The organism is Reyranella aquatilis (genome assembly GCF_020880995.1).
GTDB lineage: Bacteria > Pseudomonadota > Alphaproteobacteria > Reyranellales > Reyranellaceae > Reyranella > Reyranella aquatilis.
Genome location: NZ_JAJISD010000001.1, coordinates 303,639 through 321,210 on the forward strand (window position 1 = coordinate 303,639; position 17,572 = coordinate 321,210).

Annotated in this window: 14 protein-coding genes; 4 read left to right on the forward strand and 10 right to left on the reverse strand. The window is 68.6% G+C overall.

Annotation, left to right across the window (positions count from 1 at the left end; genetic code table 11):
* Positions 1 to 86: 86 nt before the first annotated feature.
* Complete coding sequence (locus LJ725_RS01385) at positions 87 to 761, forward strand: TetR/AcrR family transcriptional regulator (RefSeq protein WP_230548827.1); 675 nt, start codon at positions 87 to 89, stop codon at positions 759 to 761.
* Here the strand turns inward: LJ725_RS01385 and mfd are convergent.
* Both mfd and LJ725_RS01395 read right to left on the reverse strand, forming a co-directional pair.
* Positions 655 to 4,152, reverse strand: coding sequence for a transcription-repair coupling factor (gene mfd / locus LJ725_RS01390; protein ID WP_230548828.1), 3,498 nt, complete (start codon positions 4,150 to 4,152; stop codon positions 655 to 657). The genes LJ725_RS01385 and mfd overlap by 107 nt on opposite strands.
* A complete protein-coding gene (locus LJ725_RS01395; protein WP_230548829.1) occupies positions 4,152 to 4,421 on the reverse strand; it encodes an FAD assembly factor SdhE in 270 nt (89 codons plus the stop codon). The genes mfd and LJ725_RS01395 overlap by 1 nt, the downstream gene beginning before the upstream one ends.
* Positions 4,422 to 4,507: 86 nt before the next feature.
* Here LJ725_RS01395 and recG point away from each other — a divergent pair, with 86 nt between their 5' ends.
* Positions 4,508 to 6,589, forward strand: coding sequence for an ATP-dependent DNA helicase RecG (gene recG, locus LJ725_RS01400; protein WP_230548830.1), 2,082 nt, complete (start codon positions 4,508 to 4,510; stop codon positions 6,587 to 6,589).
* A 38-nt stretch (positions 6,590 to 6,627) separates the two neighbouring features.
* On the opposite strand, the gene LJ725_RS01405 is transcribed toward recG, so the two are convergent.
* From LJ725_RS01405 to LJ725_RS01440, 8 genes are all read right to left on the reverse strand, one after another.
* Positions 6,628 to 8,661 carry a DUF4139 domain-containing protein gene (locus tag LJ725_RS01405; RefSeq protein WP_230548831.1) on the reverse strand — a complete coding sequence of 678 codons (2,034 nt, stop codon included), beginning with the start codon at positions 8,659 to 8,661 and terminating at the stop codon, positions 6,628 to 6,630.
* A gap of 118 nt (positions 8,662 to 8,779) precedes the next feature.
* Positions 8,780 to 9,187 carry an iron-sulfur cluster assembly scaffold protein gene (locus tag LJ725_RS01410; protein WP_230548832.1) on the reverse strand — a complete coding sequence of 136 codons (408 nt, stop codon included), beginning with the start codon at positions 9,185 to 9,187 and terminating at the stop codon, positions 8,780 to 8,782.
* Positions 9,184 to 10,404 (reverse strand): aminotransferase class V-fold PLP-dependent enzyme, encoded by a 1,221-nt coding sequence (locus LJ725_RS01415; protein ID WP_230548833.1) that lies wholly within the window; start codon positions 10,402 to 10,404, stop codon positions 9,184 to 9,186. Before LJ725_RS01415 ends, LJ725_RS01410 begins: the two co-directional genes overlap by 4 nt.
* Before the next feature lie 10 nt (positions 10,405 to 10,414).
* Positions 10,415 to 12,067: an NTP transferase domain-containing protein gene (locus LJ725_RS01420; RefSeq protein ID WP_230548834.1), complete on the reverse strand. Its 1,653-nt coding sequence runs from the start codon at positions 12,065 to 12,067 to the stop codon at positions 10,415 to 10,417.
* Positions 12,064 to 12,792, reverse strand: a complete 729-nt coding sequence (locus LJ725_RS01425) for an XdhC family protein (protein WP_230548835.1) — start codon at positions 12,790 to 12,792, stop codon at positions 12,064 to 12,066. The genes LJ725_RS01420 and LJ725_RS01425 overlap by 4 nt, the downstream gene beginning before the upstream one ends.
* Complete coding sequence (locus LJ725_RS01430) at positions 12,792 to 13,112, reverse strand: XdhC family protein (protein ID WP_230548836.1); 321 nt, start codon at positions 13,110 to 13,112, stop codon at positions 12,792 to 12,794. Before LJ725_RS01430 ends, LJ725_RS01425 begins: the two co-directional genes overlap by 1 nt.
* A gap of 3 nt (positions 13,113 to 13,115) precedes the next feature.
* On the reverse strand, positions 13,116 to 14,366 hold the full coding sequence (locus LJ725_RS01435) for a vWA domain-containing protein (protein WP_230548837.1): 1,251 nt from the start codon (positions 14,364 to 14,366) through the stop codon (positions 13,116 to 13,118).
* A gap of 8 nt (positions 14,367 to 14,374) precedes the next feature.
* A complete protein-coding gene (locus LJ725_RS01440) occupies positions 14,375 to 15,298 on the reverse strand; it encodes an AAA family ATPase (protein WP_230548838.1) in 924 nt (307 codons plus the stop codon).
* Positions 15,299 to 15,404: 106 nt separating this feature from the next.
* Between LJ725_RS01440 and LJ725_RS01445 the strand changes: the two genes are divergently transcribed.
* Positions 15,405 to 16,148 (forward strand): SDR family NAD(P)-dependent oxidoreductase, encoded by a 744-nt coding sequence (locus tag LJ725_RS01445; protein WP_230548839.1) that lies wholly within the window; start codon positions 15,405 to 15,407, stop codon positions 16,146 to 16,148.
* A gap of 13 nt (positions 16,149 to 16,161) precedes the next feature.
* Positions 16,162 to 17,565, forward strand: a complete 1,404-nt coding sequence (locus LJ725_RS01450) for an amidase (protein ID WP_230548840.1) — start codon at positions 16,162 to 16,164, stop codon at positions 17,563 to 17,565.
* Positions 17,566 to 17,572: the final 7 nt, after the last annotated feature.

Genomic DNA, 17,572 nt, shown 5'->3' on the forward strand with positions numbered 1-17,572 from the left:
GGCCTGCGGCCGCTCCTCAGGGGGAGGTCATGTGCATTCAGCCATTTTATATGTCGGTTATCATATGATATGATCATCGACATATCATGCCCATCAGCGCCACCCGAAAGGCCGCCATCCGGGCCGAGATCGTCGAACATGCCGCGCGGCTGTTCCGGCTGCGCGGTCATGCCGGAACGAACATCGACGACATCATGCTGGCGGCGGGGCTGACGCGCGGCGCCTTCTATGCGCATTTCACCTCGAAGGACGATCTGTTCGCCGAGATCGTGCGGATGGGACACGGGTTGCTGCCGAGGCTGCGCGCGGCCGGCAAGGTCGACGCCGTCCTGGACGACTATCTCGACCGCGAGGCGCTGGCCGCCACCGCGCAGGGCTGCGCCCTCGCCTCGCTGTCGGGCGACGTCGCGCGATCGCCGCTGGCGGCGCGGCTGGCCTTCGCCAACGTGCTCCACGGCGTGATCGCCGAACTGGCGCGGGGCAGGAAGCGCTCGCTCGATGCAGATGCGACCGCCGTGGCGATCCTCGCGGTGGGCGCCGTCACGCTGGCGCGTGCGTCGGGCGACACCCGGCTCAGCGACTGGCTGCTGCGCTGCGCCCGGCGGACGGCGCGAGCTCTCATGAAGCCGAAGCCCAGATCGAAGAAGAAGGCCGCTAAGCGGCGAGCTTCGCCAAGGAAGAAACGATCGACGTCACGCCCGAAAGCCGCTGCCGCTCGTCCTTCCAGACGCGCATCACGATCACGCGGTGGTCGGGCCTGAGCTTCACCAGCGGCGCGTTCTTCTGGATCCAGCCGATCAGCCGGTCGGGCCGCTCGAACTTGTTGTCGTGGAAGCTGAAGACGACGGCCTTCTCGCCCGCATCGATCTTCTCGACCTGGGCGGCGCGGCACAGCAGCTTGAGGGCCACGGTGTTCAGCAGGAACTCGGCCTCGACCGGCATGCGGCCGAAGCGGTCGACCAGCTCGGCCGCGAAGGAATCGATCTCGCCCTGGCTGGTCAGGCCGCCCAGCCGCCGGTAGAGGCCCATGCGTACCGAGAGATCGGGCACGTACTCCTCGGGGATGAGCACGGGGATGCCGAGATTGATCTGCGGCGACCATTCCGACTTCTCGGCTTCCTGCGAACGTCCGCGCGCCGCCGCGACCGCCTCCTCCAGGAGCTGCTGGTAGAGTTCGATGCCGACCTCGCGGATGTGCCCCGACTGTTCGTCGCCCAGCAGGTTGCCGGCGCCACGGATGTCGAGGTCGTGGCTGGCGAGCTGGAAGCCCGCCCCCAGCGTATCGAGCGTCTGCATCACCTCGAGCCGCTTGGCCGCCGCCTCGTTCAGCGCCCTGCCCGGCGGCACGGTCAGATAGGCATAGGCGCGCGTCTTGCCGCGGCCGACGCGGCCGCGCAGCTGGTAGAGCTGCGCCAGCCCGAACATGTCGGCACGGTGGATGATCATCGTGTTGGCATTGCGGATGTCGAGGCCGCTTTCCACGATGTTGGTCGAGAGCAGCACATCGAACTTGCCCTCGACGAAGTCCTGCATCGTGTTCTCGATGGTGGTCGGCGCCATCTTGCCGTGCGCCATGCCCAGGCGGATTTCCGGCACCAGTTCGCGGATCTCGGCCGCCACCGAGGCCAGGTCCTCGACCCGCGGGCAGACATAGAACGTCTGGCCGCCGCGGAACTGCTCGCGCAACAGCGCCTCGCGGATCGTGACGGCGTCGAAGGGCGTGATGAAGGTGCGCACCGCCAGACGATCGACCGGCGGCGTGGCGATCAGGCTCATGTCGCGCACGCCGGTAAGCGCGAGCTGCAGCGTGCGCGGGATCGGCGTCGCGGTCAGTGTCAGCACGTGCACGTCGGCGCGCAGTTCCTTCAGCCGCTCCTTGTGGTTGACGCCGAAATGCTGCTCCTCGTCGACGATCAGAAGGCCGAGATCCTTGAACTCGATGCTCTTGGCCAGCAGCGCGTGCGTGCCGCAGACGATGTTGACGGTACCGTCCTTCAGCCCTTCCTTGGTGGCCTTGGCCTCCTTGGCCGGCACCAGGCGGGACAGGCGGCCGATGGTCACCGGCATGCCCTGGAAACGCTCGACGAAGGTGCGGTGATGCTGGCGGGCCAGCAGGGTCGTCGGCCCGATCACCGCCACCTGCTTGCCCGACAGGGCCGCCACGAAGGCCGCGCGCAAGGCGACCTCGGTCTTGCCGAAGCCGACATCGCCGCAGACCAGCCGGTCCATCGGCTTGCCCGACGACAGGTCGTCCATCACGTCGGAGATGGCCTGGAGCTGGTCGTCGGTCTCGGCATAGGGGAAGCGCGCGCAGAATTCCTCGTACAGGCCCTCGGGCGGGCTCAGCGTCTCGCCGCGCCGGATCGCGCGCTCGGCGGCGATCTGGATCAGGCGGTCGGCCATGTCGGCGATGCGCTGCTTCAGCCGGGCCTTGCGCGACTGCCAGGCGACGCCGCCCAACCGGTCGAGGACGGCGCCCTCCTCGCCCGCACCGTAGCGGCTCAGCACGTCGATGTTCTCGACCGGCACGAACAGCTTGTCGCCGCCCTCGTAGGTCAACCGCAGGCAGTCGTGGCGGGCATTCTGGATCTCGAGCGTGACCAGGCCCTCGTAGCGGCCGACGCCATGCTCGCGATGCACCACCAGGTCGCCGTCGCTCAGCGCCGAGGCTTCGGCGATGAAGCGTTCCGAGGGGCGTCTCTTCTTGGCGGGACGCGACAGGCGGTCGCCGAGGATGTCCTCTTCGCCGATCACCTCCAGCCCGTCGAGCACGAAGCCATGCTCCAGCGGCCAGATGGCAATCGCAAGCACGCCCGCCGGCAAGCCCTGCACCATGGCATAGTCGGCCGCCATCACCGGCGTCGTGGCGCCATGTTCCTGCAGCAGATGCTGCAGCCGCGTCGTCGAGCCGTCGGTGTAACCCGCGACGACGATGCGGCGGCCGGCGGCGTTGGCGGCCTTCACGTGCTCCGCCACCTTGTCGAACAGGTTCACGCCCTGCGCCGTGCGCGCCTGGGCGAAACCTTCGTGGCGGCGGCCGCCGAGATCGATCGTATTGACCGCACCGGGCGCGGAATCGAACGTCGAGAACTGCGCGACCGTGCGGCCATCCAGTAGCCGCTCCCACTCGGAGGGCTTGATGTAGAGCCGTTCCGGCGGCACGGGCTTGTAGTCCGCGCCCCCGGTCATGCCGCCCTTGGCGCCGGTCTTCTGTCGCGCATCGTAATAGTCCGCGATCAGCTCGTAACGCGCATTGAGCGCCTCGCCCGCCTCATGGTCGGCCGTGACCAGGGCGGCCGGGCAATAGTCGAGCAGCGTCTCCATGTGATCGTGGAACAGAGGCAGCCAGTGCTCGACGCCGACATGACGCTGCCCAGCCGACACTGCCTCGTAGAGCAGGTCCTCGCCCGAGACGTTGCCGAACAGCTCGCGATAGCCGCTGCGGAAGCGCTCGATGCTCTCGGGCGTGAGCAGCACCTCGCTGACCGGCAGCAGCACGACCTCGTCGCGGTTGCCGGTGGAGCGCTGGCTCATCGGGTCGAAGGAGCGGATCGATTCGAGCGTGTCGCCGAACAGGTCGAGGCGCAGTGGCTCGGTCGTGCCGGGCGGAAACAGGTCGAACAGTCCGCCGCGCACCGCGAATTCACCGGGCTCCATGACCGTTTCGGCGCGACCGTAGCCGTTCTCGGAGAGGAACTTCGTCAGCCAGGCCACGTCGACCGTCTGGCCCTTGCGCAGGATGGTGGCCGCCTCGGCGTAGAGACTGCGGGGCGGCACCCGCTGCAGGGCAGCACCCACCGAGGCGAGGATGATCCGCGCCGGCGCGCCGGGCGCCTTGGGCACGGCCAGGCGGCTCAGCGTCTCGAGCCGCTCGGCCACGATGTCGGGGTGCGGCGACATGCGGTCGTAGGGCAGGCAATCCCACGCCGGGAAGACCAGCACCTCGCGCTCGGGGCTGAAGAAGCGCAGCCCGTCCTGCAGCCGCTCCAGCCGCTGTCCGTCGCGCGCCACGTGCAAAATATCCGCGCCGCCGGTCGCCCGCGCCAGTTCGGAGAGGACCATCGCATCCGCGCCCTCGGGCAGGCCCGCGATCGTCCACTTGCCTTGCTTGCGCGGGATCGCTGCCAGGGCGTTGACGAACGGCAGGGACACTAGAACCTCACGCGAAACGCCAGAAGCTTGCGCACCACCGGCGTATCCTGATCGGCCGGCACCGCCGTCTTGCCCGACACCCAGTCGTAGATGTCGTTGTCGCCCACCTCCAGCAGCCGCTCGTACTGGTCGAGCTCCGCGGCGCCGAATTCGTCGATATGGGCGCGCGCGAACTGACCAAGGAGGATGTCGTTCTCCTTGTTGCCGCGATAGGTGCTGCGGTACAGCAAACGCTTCCGGCGCGTTACCAGATCCGTGTCGGTGGTCATGTTTTCCCCAGTCCCGGACCAAAAAAGGGGCGTAGCATATAGGCGGCGGCGATGGCGAAGTCACGCAGCCCCTGATCCTGCCAACCATGCGCCCGCAAGCCCTCACGCCCCTTTTCGCCCACGTCACCTCGCTGCCCGGAATCGGACCGCGGCTGGGGGCGCTCGTCGAGAAACTGGCGGGCCCGCTGGTCGTGGACCTTCTGTGGCACCTGCCGTCCGCCGTGATCGACCGGCGCAATGCCCCGGATGTCGCGCAGGCGCGCGGCGGCGAGGTGGCGACGCTCACCGTGAACGTCGACGAACACATCGTCCCGCACAGCCACCGCCAGCCCTACAAGGTCTGGTGCAGCGACGAGAGCGGACGGATCTGCCTCACTTACTTCAACGGCCGCGAGGACTATCTCAAGAAGCTCCTGCCACCGGGCGAGACCCGCGTGGTGAGCGGCAAGGTCGAGATCTACCAGGGCGAGGTGCAGATGACGCACCCCGACCATGTCGTGCCGCTCGCCGAGCGCCCGTCGATCCTGCGGGTCGAGCCGGTCTACGGTCTCACCGGGGGCCTGACCCAGAAGCCTGTGCAGAAGGCGACCGCCGCCGCCGCGGAACGCGCGCCCGCGCTACCGGAGTGGCAGGACGCCGCCTATCACCGGAAGCAGGGCTGGACCGACTGGAAGACGGCGGTCGCCCGCGCCCACGCGCCCACCGAGCCGGGCGACCTGTCGCCCGCCCACCCGGCCCGCGCACGCCTCGCCTTCGACGAGTTGCTGGCCAGCCAGCTTGCCATCGCGCTGGTCCGCCATCACAACCGCACGCTCGCGGGCCATGCGACCAGGGGCGACGGCCGGCTGCGCCAGGCGGCCCTCGCCTCGCTGGGCTTCGAGCTGACAGCCAGCCAGACCCGAGCCATCGCCGAGATCGCCGACGATCTGGGCAAAGAAGAGCGCATGGTCCGGCTGCTGCAGGGCGATGTCGGCAGCGGCAAGACCCTGGTGGCGCTGCTCGCCATGCTGATCTGCGTCGAGGCCGGCGCGCAGGCCGCGATGATGGCGCCGACCGAGCTGCTGGCTCGCCAGCATTTCGCGACCATCGCACCATTGGCGGAAGCGGCCGGCGTCAGGATCGCGCTGCTGACCGGCCGCGACGGCCAGCGCGCCAAGAAGCAGACTTTGCAGGGCCTGGCAGACGGCACGATCCAGCTGGTGGTCGGCACGCATGCGCTGGTGCAGGAAGATGTCGAGTTCGCCGACCTCGCCCTGGCGGTGGTCGACGAGCAGCACCGGTTCGGCGTGCATCAGCGCATGGCGCTCTCGTCGAAGGGCCACGCGGTCGATCTGCTCGTCATGACGGCGACGCCGATCCCGCGGACCCTGATGCTGGCGGCCTATGGCGATCTTGACGTCTCCAAGCTGACCGAGAAGCCCAAGGGCCGTCAGCCGATCGACACGCGCACCATTCCGCTCGAACGGCTCGGCGAGGTGGCGCAGGGAATCGGCCGCCAGATCGCCGCCGGTGCGCGCGTCTACTGGGTCTGCCCGCTGATCGAGGAATCGGAGGAGATCGACCTCGCCAACGTGCAGGAACGCTTCCGCCTCCTGAGCGACCGTTTCCCCGGCAAGGTGGGGCTGCTGCATGGACGCCTGAAGGGCGCCGAGCGCGAGGCGACGATGGCCGCCTTTTCCGACGGGCGACTGTCGATCCTGGTGGCGACGACCGTGATCGAGGTCGGCGTCGACGTGCCGGCCGCGACGGTCATGGTGATCGAGCATGCCGAGCGCTTCGGTCTCGCCCAGCTCCACCAGTTGCGCGGCCGCGTCGGACGCGGCAGCGCGAAGTCGACCTGCCTGCTGCTCTATGCCCAGCCGCTCGGCGAGACCGCCAAGGCGCGCCTCGCGATCATGCGCGAGACCGAGGACGGCTTCCGCATCGCCGAGGAGGATCTCAAGCTGCGCGGCGCCGGCGAGCTTCTGGGCACCCGCCAGAGCGGCCTGCCCGACATGCGCCTGGCCGACCTGGCGATCCACAACGAGTTGCTGGAGGCCGCGCGCGACGATGCGAGACTGGTGATCGCGCGGGATCCCGACCTGCAGAGCGAGCGCGGCCAGGCCCTGCGCGCCCTGCTCTACCTCTTCCGCCGCGACGACGCGGTGCGAACCCTGCGAGCGGGTTGATCATCTCGGCCTCCCCAGCGGACTGGGGAGGCGAACGATCAGCCGAGCTGGCTCACATAGGTGCGCAGCGCGGCGCGGGCTTCCTCGACGGTCTTGTCGGCCTCGGCCCGGCGCTTGGCCAGCGCCTCGAGGTCGGTTTCCTGCTTGTCGAGCGTTGCCAGGTAACGCCGCTGCAGGTCGCTGTTCGCCGGCACCCGCGCTAGGTTCTCGCGCAGGCGCGCCTGCTCCTGCACGATCGCCTGCCGCTCGGCATCGACCTGCGTAACCTTGCGCTGGGCCTCGGCCACGGTCTGCTGGAGCTGCAGCACGCGCGTCAGCGCCTCACGCGTCCTGGCGTCGAACTCGCGCGCCTGGGCATAGACGCGGATCTGTTCGGCCGCGCTCTCGACCAAGCGGATCTCCTGCTGCTGCGTCTGCTCCTGCACGACCTCGAAGGTCTGCGTCTGGTCGCCGCCCGGAAGCTGGAACGGGATGCGGTAGTTGCCCTCGCTCAGTTCGACATCCTTCGCCTCGGGCTTGGTCAGGGTCCAGCCCGGCAGGCGGCGCTGCACCACGACGAGCTGGCGCGGCTCCTTGGCCGGGCCGCGCACGCGATAGACGGTGGTCTGGCGGATGACCCGCGAGAGCCGCAGCGCCCCGTTGGCGATGGTGCCCGACGCCACCCGCTCGGCCTGCGCCACGTCGCGCTCGATGGTGATCTTCTCGTCGAGCGCATAGGCCAGAAGGCGGGTCTCGCCGACCGGGAAGCCCGAGAGGCGCGCATCGCCGACGTAGGAGACGGACGCGGTCTTATCGCGCTCGTAGAGCGTGATGATGCCCGGCGGCAGGCCGGACTCGCCATCGTTGGTCAGGCGGATCGCGGCCAGCGGATTGCGCGCTGCGGCGTCGGCCTGATAGAGCGCCAGCCGCTGCGCGGGCACCTGGCGGTCGACGATCGGAATCGAGAGCGTGCGGCCGTTCTCGACGCTCACGGCGCGCGGGAACTTGAAGATCACCTGCGTGGCGGCGTCGCTGGCCTCGATCTGCTCGGCGGCGGCAGCCATCTCCGCGGGCGGCGGCGGCGGAGGCGCCATTGCGGGTGATGCCACGGAGCGTTCCTGCTGCGCGCGGTACGGCGCGGGCGCCGGCATCGGCGGCGGCGCGTTGGCGCGCTTCTGGTCGGCGGCGACACCGCCGCGATCGATGCCCGGCATCAGGCGGCCGGCGATCTCGACGGGTACTTCGGGGCGCGTCACGTAATAGGCATTGTAGAGCGCCTGATGGAACGCGACCGGCCGGCCCGACACGAGCGTCAGCTCGACATCCTTCCAGTCCTGGCCGCTCATGTTCTCGACGATGGCCCAGCCCTGCAGCGCCGAGCGCGCCGCCGTGGGATCCGCGCCGAGCGTCAGCCGGTACGAAGCCTTCCAGACCGGCGCCTCGACGATGTAGGCGACGCGAACCGTGCGCTTGCCCTGGCCACGCATCGAGAGGTCGATGGTGCGGGCATCCTTGGCGCGGTTGCCCTGGATCGCGACCAGCGCCTGCCCGACCTTGTCGCGCAACGCAGGATCGGCGAACTGCAGATTCTCGGCTTCCTCGAGGATGAACTGCTGCAGGCCACGGTCGGTGTAGAGCGTGACCCGCGTGCGCTTCATCGTGCCCTTGTTCTCGGGCAGCAGGAGCGTGTCCTCCTCGACCGAGACGATGCGGCCGGTGAGCGCGCGGCTGCCGCCGATAGTGACCTGCGCGCCCTTCAGGGTCTGCAACAGCTCGGCCGGCGATCCCAGCGAACCCTGGTCGAACGGCAGGTCCTTGAAAGCCTGCGCCAGGGGCTCGCGCCCGGGCAGGCTCAAGCCGCCGACGCCGCCCTTGTCGTCATAGACCACGAGGCTTTTCAGAACGTCGTCCACCTGACCCAGTGACACGGTGAGCTTCAGCGTGGCGTCGCCCTCGACGGTCGCCTCGTACTCGAAGTAGCCCAGCCCGCCGGAGGACAGCATGACGCGCTTCAGCGCAAGATCCTGGGCAAAGGCAAAGGTCGGGAATGCAAGCAGGCCCAGCAGGGCCACGACGTTCATCAAAAGGCGCATTCATTCTCCCGGGCGATGCTCGATCAGCCTGATCGGCGACTGTGACACGAGCGCGGCGATGCCGCGACGAAACTGGGGGCTGGACAGTGCCCCTCGAGGGAGCGCGCCACGCCAGGGGTTAGGCTAAAGCGTCCTTGAGGGCTTCAAGCGGCAGCAACACGCAGTCCTGGCGTGACTTGTGAGCGGCCACGGGGGCAAAGGCTGAGAACGGTTCGTGCGTCTCGCCCGGCTCGCGGCCGAGCGCGCGTTCGGCGTCGTGGCGCAGTTCGGCGATGCCTGTGGCATCCCGGCCGACGGCGACTGCCGACAGCGCCGAGGCCGAGGCCTGGCACAGGAGACAGCCGCGCACCTGGTGGGCGATCTCGGCGATGCGCCCTTCCCCGTCCAGCTTCACATCGACGATCACGCGATCGCCGCACAGCGGATTGTCGCGCCGGACCGTCTTCGTCGGGTTCTCGAGCTTTCCGGCACCGGTCTTCGCCTTGGCGAGCGCCACGATGCGCTCCTGGTAGAGCTGGTCGTTCATCGCAGCGTCTTCGCGGCATGCGCGACCCCGGCCAGCAGGGCATCAATATCGCTATTGTCGTTGTAGGGCGCCATCGACACGCGCGTGGTGCCATCGAGGTCGAACCGGTCCATCAACGGCTGCGCGCAGTGATGGCCGGCACGCACCGCAACACCAAACGAATCGAGCGTCTGCGCCACGTCGTGGGGATGCACCCCGTCCAGCATGAAGGAGACGACAGGATAACGGTTCTGCAGGCTGGCCGGACCGAAAATCTGCGTCCCGTCGATCTTCTGCAACCCGTCCATGAGCCGCTGCACGAGCGCCATCTCGTGATCGTGCGCGCCCGTCCAGTCGAGCGCCTGCATCCAGGCGCAGGCCGCACCCAGACCGATCGCCGGGCCGATCGCCGGCGTCCCCGCCTCGAAACGGCGCGGCGACGGCGCCCATGTCGTCTCGGCCAGCGTGACGCGGCCGATCATCGAGCCGCCGCCCATGAACGGCGGCATCGCGTCGAGAAGCTCCGGTCGTCCCCACAGCACGCCGATGCCGTTCGGCCCATACGCCTTGTGACCGGCAAAGGCGTAGAAATCGACACCCAGCGACGGCAGGTCGAGCGGCCCGTGCGGCGCGCGCTGGGCGCCGTCGAGCATCACCCGGGCGCCGACCGATTTCGCCGCCTCGACGACGGCCCGCACGTCGAGAAGGGCACCGGTCACGTTGGAGACGTGCGCCAGTGACACCAGCTTCGTGCGCGGTGTCAGCAGGCGCGGCAGCGCCTCGAGATCGATGCGGCCGTCGGTCGTGACCGGCAGCATGTCGAGCTCGATGCCCGCCCGTGACCGCAGCAACTGCCACGGGACGATGTTGGAATGGTGCTCGATCTCCGACAGCAGGATGCGGTCGCCGGGCTTCAGGAGCGAGCCGTAGGAATAGGCCACGAGATTGATCGCCGCGGTGCAGCCGCCGGTGAAGACGATCTCCATGGTCGGGACGCCGAGGAACGTCGCGACCTGGGCACGGGCGTTCTCGTAGGACTCGGTGGCGCGTTCGGCGAGGCGATGCACGCCGCGCAGCACGTTGGCGCGGCCGGTCGTCTCGTAGTGTCGCACGGCGTCGATCACCGCCAGCGGCGTCTGCGCCGAGGCGCCGTTGTCGAGATAGTGGACCGGCAGCCCGTCGATGATCTCCGACAGGATCGGGAACTGGCCGCGAACGGCGGCGACGTCGAAACTCATCGGGAAAAACTCATGCAGTGCTCCGCGCCCGCCAGGCGGCCAGTGCCTCGGGCGTGTCGATGTCGGTGATGGCGGCCTCGCCGGTCATCTCGACCTCACAGACGAGATCGGCATGTTCGCCGATCAGATGCTTGGCACCGCTGTCGCCCGACAGCTTCGCCATCTCGGGAAAGAAGCGCCGCGCCCACAGCACCGGATTGCCGCGCTTGCCGCCCACCGTCGGCACGCAGATCGCGCGCCCCTCGACGGGGCTGAAGGCGGCCATCAGGCGATTGAGGAGCGGCGCCCCGACGCCCGGCATGTCGCCCAGTTGGACCACCGCCGCATCGACCGTCGTCGGCAACGCGCCGATGCCGGCCCGGACCGAGGTACTGAGGCCTTGGGCGAAATCCGGATTGGTGACGAAGCGCACGCGCGAGCGCGGCTGGACCGCCTTCTCGACCGCCGCACGGACATCGTCGGCCATGTGGCCCAGCACCACGACGACCTCGACCGCCTGCGAGGCGAGCGCCGCCTTCACCGCATGGACGACCAGCGGCGCGCCTTCGGCTTCGGCCAGCAGCTTGTTCGGCCCGCCCATGCGCGTCGAGCGGCCGGCCGCCAGCACCAGCACCGCCACGCGCGGCGCCTGCTGCGGGCCCGCCTCCTCCGAGTCCGTCTCGTCGCGCGGCTGCGGCCGGCTGGGAATTTCCGCCAGCAGGCCGCCCGAGCCCATGCGCACGATCTCGGCGCGGCCGACCGGCAGGCGCGCGGCCAGCCGCTCCAGCACCATGTCGAAGCCGTTATACTTGGGCGACTTGGCGCAGCCCGGCAGGCCGAGCACCGGCTTGCCGTCGAGTTCCGCCGTGAGCAGCAGATTGCCGGGATCGACCGGCATCCCGAAATGGATGACCTTGCCGCCCGCCGCCTCGATGCCGGCCGGCACCACGTCGTTGCGATCGACGATGGCCGACGCGCCGGCGATCAGAAAGAGGTCGCAGCCCTCGGCCTTCAGCTCCGCCAGGGCGTCCGCGATGGCCTTTGCGTCGTGGGCGACGCGACGCTCGCCGTTGAGCGTGCTGCCGAGCGAGGTCAGGCGCTTGGTCGTCGTGCCGACGGCCTTGTCGAGAACCTTGTCGCGCGTGCCCGGGAGCTTCGTCTGAACGAGACCGGCGCGCATCGCGTGGAACGGCGCGACCGAGATCATCGGCCGGTTCGCGGCCTTCGCGACATCGACGGCGCGGGCCACGGCGGCTTTCGGCGCGCCGTAGGGAATGATCTTCACAGTCGCCACCATCTGGCGCGGTTCGACCCGGGCGAAGGGCGGCAGGGTCGCGACCGTCACGGACTCGTCCAGTTCGTTCAGCGCGTCGATGCGCTCCTGGTCGAGCACCGCCAGTCCGGCCTCGCGGGCGAAATGATTGCAGCGGCCGGTAAAGGCCGCCGTGACATCGATCCCCTCGCCCGCGAGCGCTCTGGCGACCGTTGCGGCCGCCTCGTCCTCATGCATGTCGTCGGCGTCGAGTCGCGCGGCGACCACGGTCGAGACACCGGCTTGCTTCAGGCGCGCGATATCCTCATCCGAGAGGATGCGGCCCTTCGAGAAATTGACGCCGTTCGCGCGCCAGCTGTGCGCCAGGATGGCGCCGGCGGCCTCGTCGATCGGTGTCTCGCCGAATCTCACGCTGCCGCGACCTTCGGCGCCGACAGCGCTTCGAGACGGCGCGCCCGCACCTCGATGATCTGGCCCAGGATCGACACGGCGATCTCGGCCGGCGACTTCGCGCCGATGTTGAGGCCAACCGGCCCATGGACGCGGGCGAACATCTCCTCGGTGATGCCGACCTCGGCCAGGCGCTCCTTGCGCTTGGCATGTGTGCGCCGACTGCCGAGCGCACCGACATAGAAAACGTCGGACTTAAGCGCCGATTCGAGGGCCGGATCGTCCAGCTTGGGATCGTGAGTCAGCGTCACGATGGCGGTCGAACTGTCGAGCCCCATGGCCTGGAACGCCTCGTCCGCCCAGTCCTGGATCACCTTCACGCCCGGGAAGCGCTGGGTGGTGGCCCAGGCGCCGCGCGGATCGACGACCGTGACGTCGAACTCGAGCATGGCCGCCATCGGTGCCAGCGACTGCGCGATGTGCACGGCGCCGACGATGATCAACCGCGGCGGCGGCACGTAGACGTTCAGGAAGATCTTGGCGCCGCCGACATCGATTGTCTCGCTCTTGCCGATATCCATGGCGCGCTGCGCGGCCGCGACGATCGCGGCATCGCCCGACAGTTCGCCCCTGGCGTCGTCGCGATAGACCAGTGCTTCCGCCGCATCGCTGAGACGCGTGGCGAGCGTGACCGCGCGACGCTTGGTGCGCGCCTCCTGGAGCGCGGCGAGGGTTTCGGTCTTCATCAGTTCACCTTCTCGACGAAGACCTGGACCTTGCCGCCGCAGGCGAGGCCGACATCCCAGGCCTGCTCGTCGGTGACGCCGAAATCGAGCAGGCGGGGCTTGCCGTCCTTGATGGCGTCGAGCGCCTCCTTGACGACGGCACCCTCGATGCAGCCGCCGGAGACCGAGCCCACCATGTTGCCGGCATCATCGACGCCGAGCTGGCTGCCGACGGGGCGCGGCGAGGATCCCCAGGTGACGATCACGGTGGCGACGGCGACGCCCTTGCCGTCGGCCTTCCACTTGCCGACCTGGTCGAGAACTTCCAGCGCGTCGCTCATGGTCTACTCCTTGCGAAGGTCGGTCTGCCATCCCGCCAGGCGCCGGTCGGCGCCGACGGCGCTCGATCCGAGGGCTTCGATGAGGCCCGACAGGCTTTCCAGATTGTGGACCGGCCGGAACTCGTCGACATGCGGCAGCATGGCCTTGTTGCCCTGAGATTTGGGCTCGTAGCCCCCGTACCGCAAGAGCGGGTTGAGCCAGATCATGCGTGAGCAGGACTTATGCAGGCGTTCCATTTCCTCATCCAGGCCGGACGCGCCCTCGCGATCGAGCCCGTCGGTGATGAGGAGAACGACCGCCCCCTGCCCCAGCACGCGGCGCGACCACTTGTTGTTGAACTCGTGCAGCGCCTGGCCGATGCGCGTGCCGCCCGACCAGTCCTCGACCTGCGCCGAGGCCTTCTGCAAGGCGATGTCGACGTCGCGATTGCGCAGCGCCCGCGTCACGTTCGACAGGCGTGTGCCGAAGGTGAAGCAATAGACCCGGTCGCGATCGTTGGTGATGGCGTGCATGAAATGCAGGAACATCCGCGTGTAGCGGGCCATCGACCCGGAGATGTCGCACAGGATGACCAGCGGCGGCGGCCGGCGGCGCGGTTCGCGCCGTGACAGCTCCGTCAGCCCTTCCGGACGCATGGCGCGGCGCAGGGAGGCGCGGAAGTCGATCCGCGGCCCGCGACGCGCCGGCTGGTAACGGCGCGTGCGCCGCTCCGGTACCGGCAGGCGCAGCCGCGCGATGGCGCGCAGCGCGGCGTCGATCTCGGCCTGCGACATCTGCTCGAAGTCGCGCGTCTGCAGGACTTCGCGGTCCGACACGGTGAAGGTCGCCTCGACCTCGACTTCCGGCGGCTCCTCGGACTGCTCCGGCGCCTCGCCCTGCCCCGGCTGCAGAGCTTCCTGCAGGCGCCGGCTGAGCTGTTTGCCCTTGTCCTGCTCGGCCGGCACGCCGATCTGGGGTAGCAGCATGTCCATCATCTTCTCGAGCAGGCGCGGATTGCGCCAGTAGACGTGGAACGCCTGGTCGAAGATCTCGCGCTGGTCGCGGCGGTTCACGAACACCGAATGAAGCGTCCAGTAGAAATCGTCGCGATTGCGCAGCCCCGCCGCCTCCACCGCTTCGATCGCACGCAGGATCTGCCCCGGCCCGACGCGCAGCCCGGCCGTGCGCAAGGTCCGCGCGAAGTGCACGATGTTGCTGGCAAGCTTGCCGCCGCGCGGCTCAGGCCTCGCCGATGTTTCGGGCAGCGCGTCCATCCTGCCGCTCAGCCGAGCGGCTGGGCGGCGATGTCGGACTTCACCTTGCGCAGGATTTCGGCCGCTTCCGAGCCCTGCAGGCGCTGGATGTCGTCCTGGTACTTGAGCAGAACGCCCAGCGTGTCGTTGATCGTCCGTGGATCGAGATCGAGCACGTCGAGTTCGGACAGAGCCGTCGACCAGTCGATCGTTTCCGCAACGCCCGGCGCCTTGAACAGGTCGAGCTTGCGCAGCTCCTGCACGAAGCCCACGACCTGGCGGGACAGGCGCTCGCTGGCGCCCGGCGCCTTCACCTTGAGGATCTCCAGCTCGCGCTTGAGGTCCGGATAGTCGACCCAGTGATAGAAACAGCGCCGCTTCAGCGCGTCGTGAATCTCGCGCGTGCGGTTCGAGGTGATGATGACGATCGGCCGTTCCGCCGCCTTGATCGTGCCGAGTTCCGGGATCGTCACCTGGAAGTCCGACAGGACCTCGAGCAGGTAGGCCTCGAACGGCTCGTCGGTGCGGTCCAGCTCGTCGATCAACAGGATCGGGGCACCGCCGACATGCGGCTGCAGCGCCTCGAGCAGCGGACGGCGGATCAGGAACTTCTCGTCGAAGATGTCGGCCGAGAGTTCGCTGCGGTCATGTACGCCCTGCGCCTCGGCGAGGCGGATCTCGATCATCTGGCGGGCGTAGTTCCACTCGTAGACCGCGGAGGCGACATCGAGGCCCTCGTAGCACTGCAGGCGGATCAGAGGCCGCTTCAGCGTGTCGGACAGGACCTTGGCGATCTCGGTCTTGCCGACACCCGCCTCGCCTTCGCAGAACAGGGGCCGCCCGAGCTTGAGGGCGAGATAGAGGACGGTGGCGAGGCTGCGGTCGGCGATATAGTCGCCGCCTTTCAGCAACTCGACGGTGGCGTCGATGGACGCCGGCATGGGCGAAGACATGAAACTCCCGCAAGACTCGGAACGCCGAAGCGCTCAGTGTAGCGGATGCCTCGGCGCGCCGATATGGTAGGAATCGCAAGATAATTCAAGGATTTGGGAGGACGGCATGGAGGCCGAACTGTTCAGGGGCCGCACCGCGATCGTAACGGGTGGCGCGCGTGGGATCGGCCTCGCCTGCGCGGCAAAAATAACGGCAGGCGGCGGCCGGGTGGCCCTGTGGGACCGTGATCTCGAGCGCACCCGGCAGTCGGCGGCCGCGCTGAAGGGCGCCGTCGCCATTGCTGTCGATGTGACGAGCGAAACCGACGTCGCCAAGGCCCTCGCCGAGACCGAGAAACTGCTCGCGCCGCCTGACATTCTGGTGGCAAGCGCCGGCATCACCGGCCCGAACATGACGGTGGCGAAGTATCCGGTCGATGCCTGGCGGCAGGTGATCGACATCAACCTGACCGGGGTCTTCCTGACCAACCGCGTCGTGGTCGACGGGATGGTACAGCGCGGCTGGGGCCGTATCGTCAACATCGCCTCGGTGGCCGGCAAGGAGGGCAATCCGAACGCCTCCGCCTACTCCGCCTCGAAGGCCGGCGTGATCGGCTTCACCAAGTCGCTCGGCAAGGAACTTGCTACGACCGGCGTGCTGGTGAACTGCGTCGCGCCGGCGGTGGTGAAGACCGAGTTGTTCAGCCAGATGACCGAGCAGCACATCAACTACATGCTGTCCAAGATTCCCATGAATCGGTTCGGCGAGGTCGAGGAAGTGGCCGAGATGGTGGCCTGGCTGGCCTCCTCCCACTGCACTTTCGCCACGGGCGCGGCTTTCGATCTCTCCGGCGGACGGGCAACTTACTGAAGGCGGCTGAACGATGTCCCTGCATGAACTCACGCTGACTGAACTCGCCGCCGGCCTAGCCGCCAAACGCTTCTCCTCGCGCGAGATCGTCGAGGCCCTGCTCGCCCGCATCGAGAAGGCCGACGGAAAGCTGCACGCGTTCACGGAAGTCTACGCCAAGGAAGCGCGTACGCTTGCCGAAGCCGCCGACACCGCGCGCGCCTCGGGCTTTCCGCTGCCGCCGCTGCATGGCCTGCCCATTGCCTACAAGGATCTTTGCGACATCGCCGGCCGCATCGGCACGGGCGGCTCGAAGATGTGGGAGAAGCGCGTCGCCACCGAGACCTCTAACACCGTGGAGCGCCTGACCGCGGCCGGCATGGTGCCGCTCGGCAAGCTGCATATGGTGGAGTTCGCCTTCGGCGGCTGGGGCACCAATCCGCTCATGGGCACGCCGTGGAACCCGTGGGACCTCGAGACCCATCGCACGCCGGGTGGCTCGTCGAGCGGCACCGGCGTCGCGGTTGCGGCGCGCCTCACGCCCGCCGGCATCGGCAGCGACACCGGCGGTTCGGTCCGCATCCCCTGCGCTTTCAACGGCCTGGTCGGCCTCAAGGTCACGTTCGGCCGCATAAGCCTGCACGGCACGATGCTGCTGTCCTGGACGCTCGATTCGATCGGTCCGATGACACGCTCGGTCGAGGATTGCGCACTGATGCTCAACGCGCTCGCCGCACCCGATCCGCGCGATCCGACGACATTGCATCAGCCGCTGGAGGATTTCACCGCTTCGACCAGAGGCGGCTCGATCAAGGGCATGCGCATCGCCCTGCCCGACGCGTCGGCGTTGCCCACCTGCCATGCCGACGTGATCGAAGCCTGGCAGGCTTCGGCAAAGAAGCTGGAAGAACTCGGCGCCATCGTGGAGCCGGTGAAGATTCCCGAATGGTACTTCAATCTCGGCGTCGGCGCGGGCTCGATCTCGGCTTCCGAGCTGTGGTCGCTGCATCGCGGCTGGATCGAGGACATGAACCAGCCGATCGGCGCCGGCGTGCGTGGCCGCGCGATGGCCGCCAAGACCTTCGCCCCGGCCCTCTACGCCGAGGAACTGCGCCGCATGGCCGGCCGCCGGGCCGAGTTCAACGCCTGGTTGGCACCCTACGACGCGCTGCTGACGCCTGCGCTGGCCTCGGGCGCGATCCCGGTCGCCGAGGTCGACGAAACCTCGCCCGCCATCTCGCTGATGACGCGCCCCGGCAACTATCTCGGCCTCTGCGGCCTCTCTCTGCCCAACGGCTTCTCGAAGGGATTGCCCGTCGGTATCCAGCTGCTCGGCAAGCCCTACGCCGAGGGCACGGTGCTGAAGATCGGCAAGGCCCTGCAGGACGCGACCGACTTCCACAAACGCGCGCCGGACCTGTCGGCGCTGGGGCTGTAACCGCTGC

Excerpts from the sequence above, each read along its gene's own strand:
- LJ725_RS01430 (WP_230548836.1), bottom strand. The coding sequence starts at position 13,112 with ATGAGCGACGCGCTGGAAGTTCTCGACCAGGTCGGCAAGTGGAAGGCC.
- LJ725_RS01385 (WP_230548827.1), top strand. The coding sequence starts at position 87 with ATGCCCATCAGCGCCACCCGAAAGGCCGCCATCCGGGCCGAGATCGTC.
- LJ725_RS01410 (WP_230548832.1), bottom strand. The coding sequence starts at position 9,187 with ATGAACGACCAGCTCTACCAGGAGCGCATCGTGGCGCTCGCCAAGGCG.
- recG (WP_230548830.1), top strand. The coding sequence starts at position 4,508 with ATGCGCCCGCAAGCCCTCACGCCCCTTTTCGCCCACGTCACCTCGCTG.
- LJ725_RS01425 (WP_230548835.1), bottom strand. The coding sequence starts at position 12,792 with ATGAAGACCGAAACCCTCGCCGCGCTCCAGGAGGCGCGCACCAAGCGT.
- LJ725_RS01435 (WP_230548837.1), bottom strand. The coding sequence starts at position 14,366 with ATGGACGCGCTGCCCGAAACATCGGCGAGGCCTGAGCCGCGCGGCGGC.
- LJ725_RS01445 (WP_230548839.1), top strand. The coding sequence starts at position 15,405 with ATGGAGGCCGAACTGTTCAGGGGCCGCACCGCGATCGTAACGGGTGGC.
- LJ725_RS01405 (WP_230548831.1), bottom strand. The coding sequence starts at position 8,661 with ATGCGCCTTTTGATGAACGTCGTGGCCCTGCTGGGCCTGCTTGCATTC.
- LJ725_RS01415 (WP_230548833.1), bottom strand. The coding sequence starts at position 10,404 with ATGAGTTTCGACGTCGCCGCCGTTCGCGGCCAGTTCCCGATCCTGTCG.
- LJ725_RS01440 (WP_230548838.1), bottom strand. The coding sequence starts at position 15,298 with ATGTCTTCGCCCATGCCGGCGTCCATCGACGCCACCGTCGAGTTGCTG.
- LJ725_RS01395 (WP_230548829.1), bottom strand. The coding sequence starts at position 4,421 with ATGACCACCGACACGGATCTGGTAACGCGCCGGAAGCGTTTGCTGTAC.
- LJ725_RS01450 (WP_230548840.1), top strand. The coding sequence starts at position 16,162 with ATGTCCCTGCATGAACTCACGCTGACTGAACTCGCCGCCGGCCTAGCC.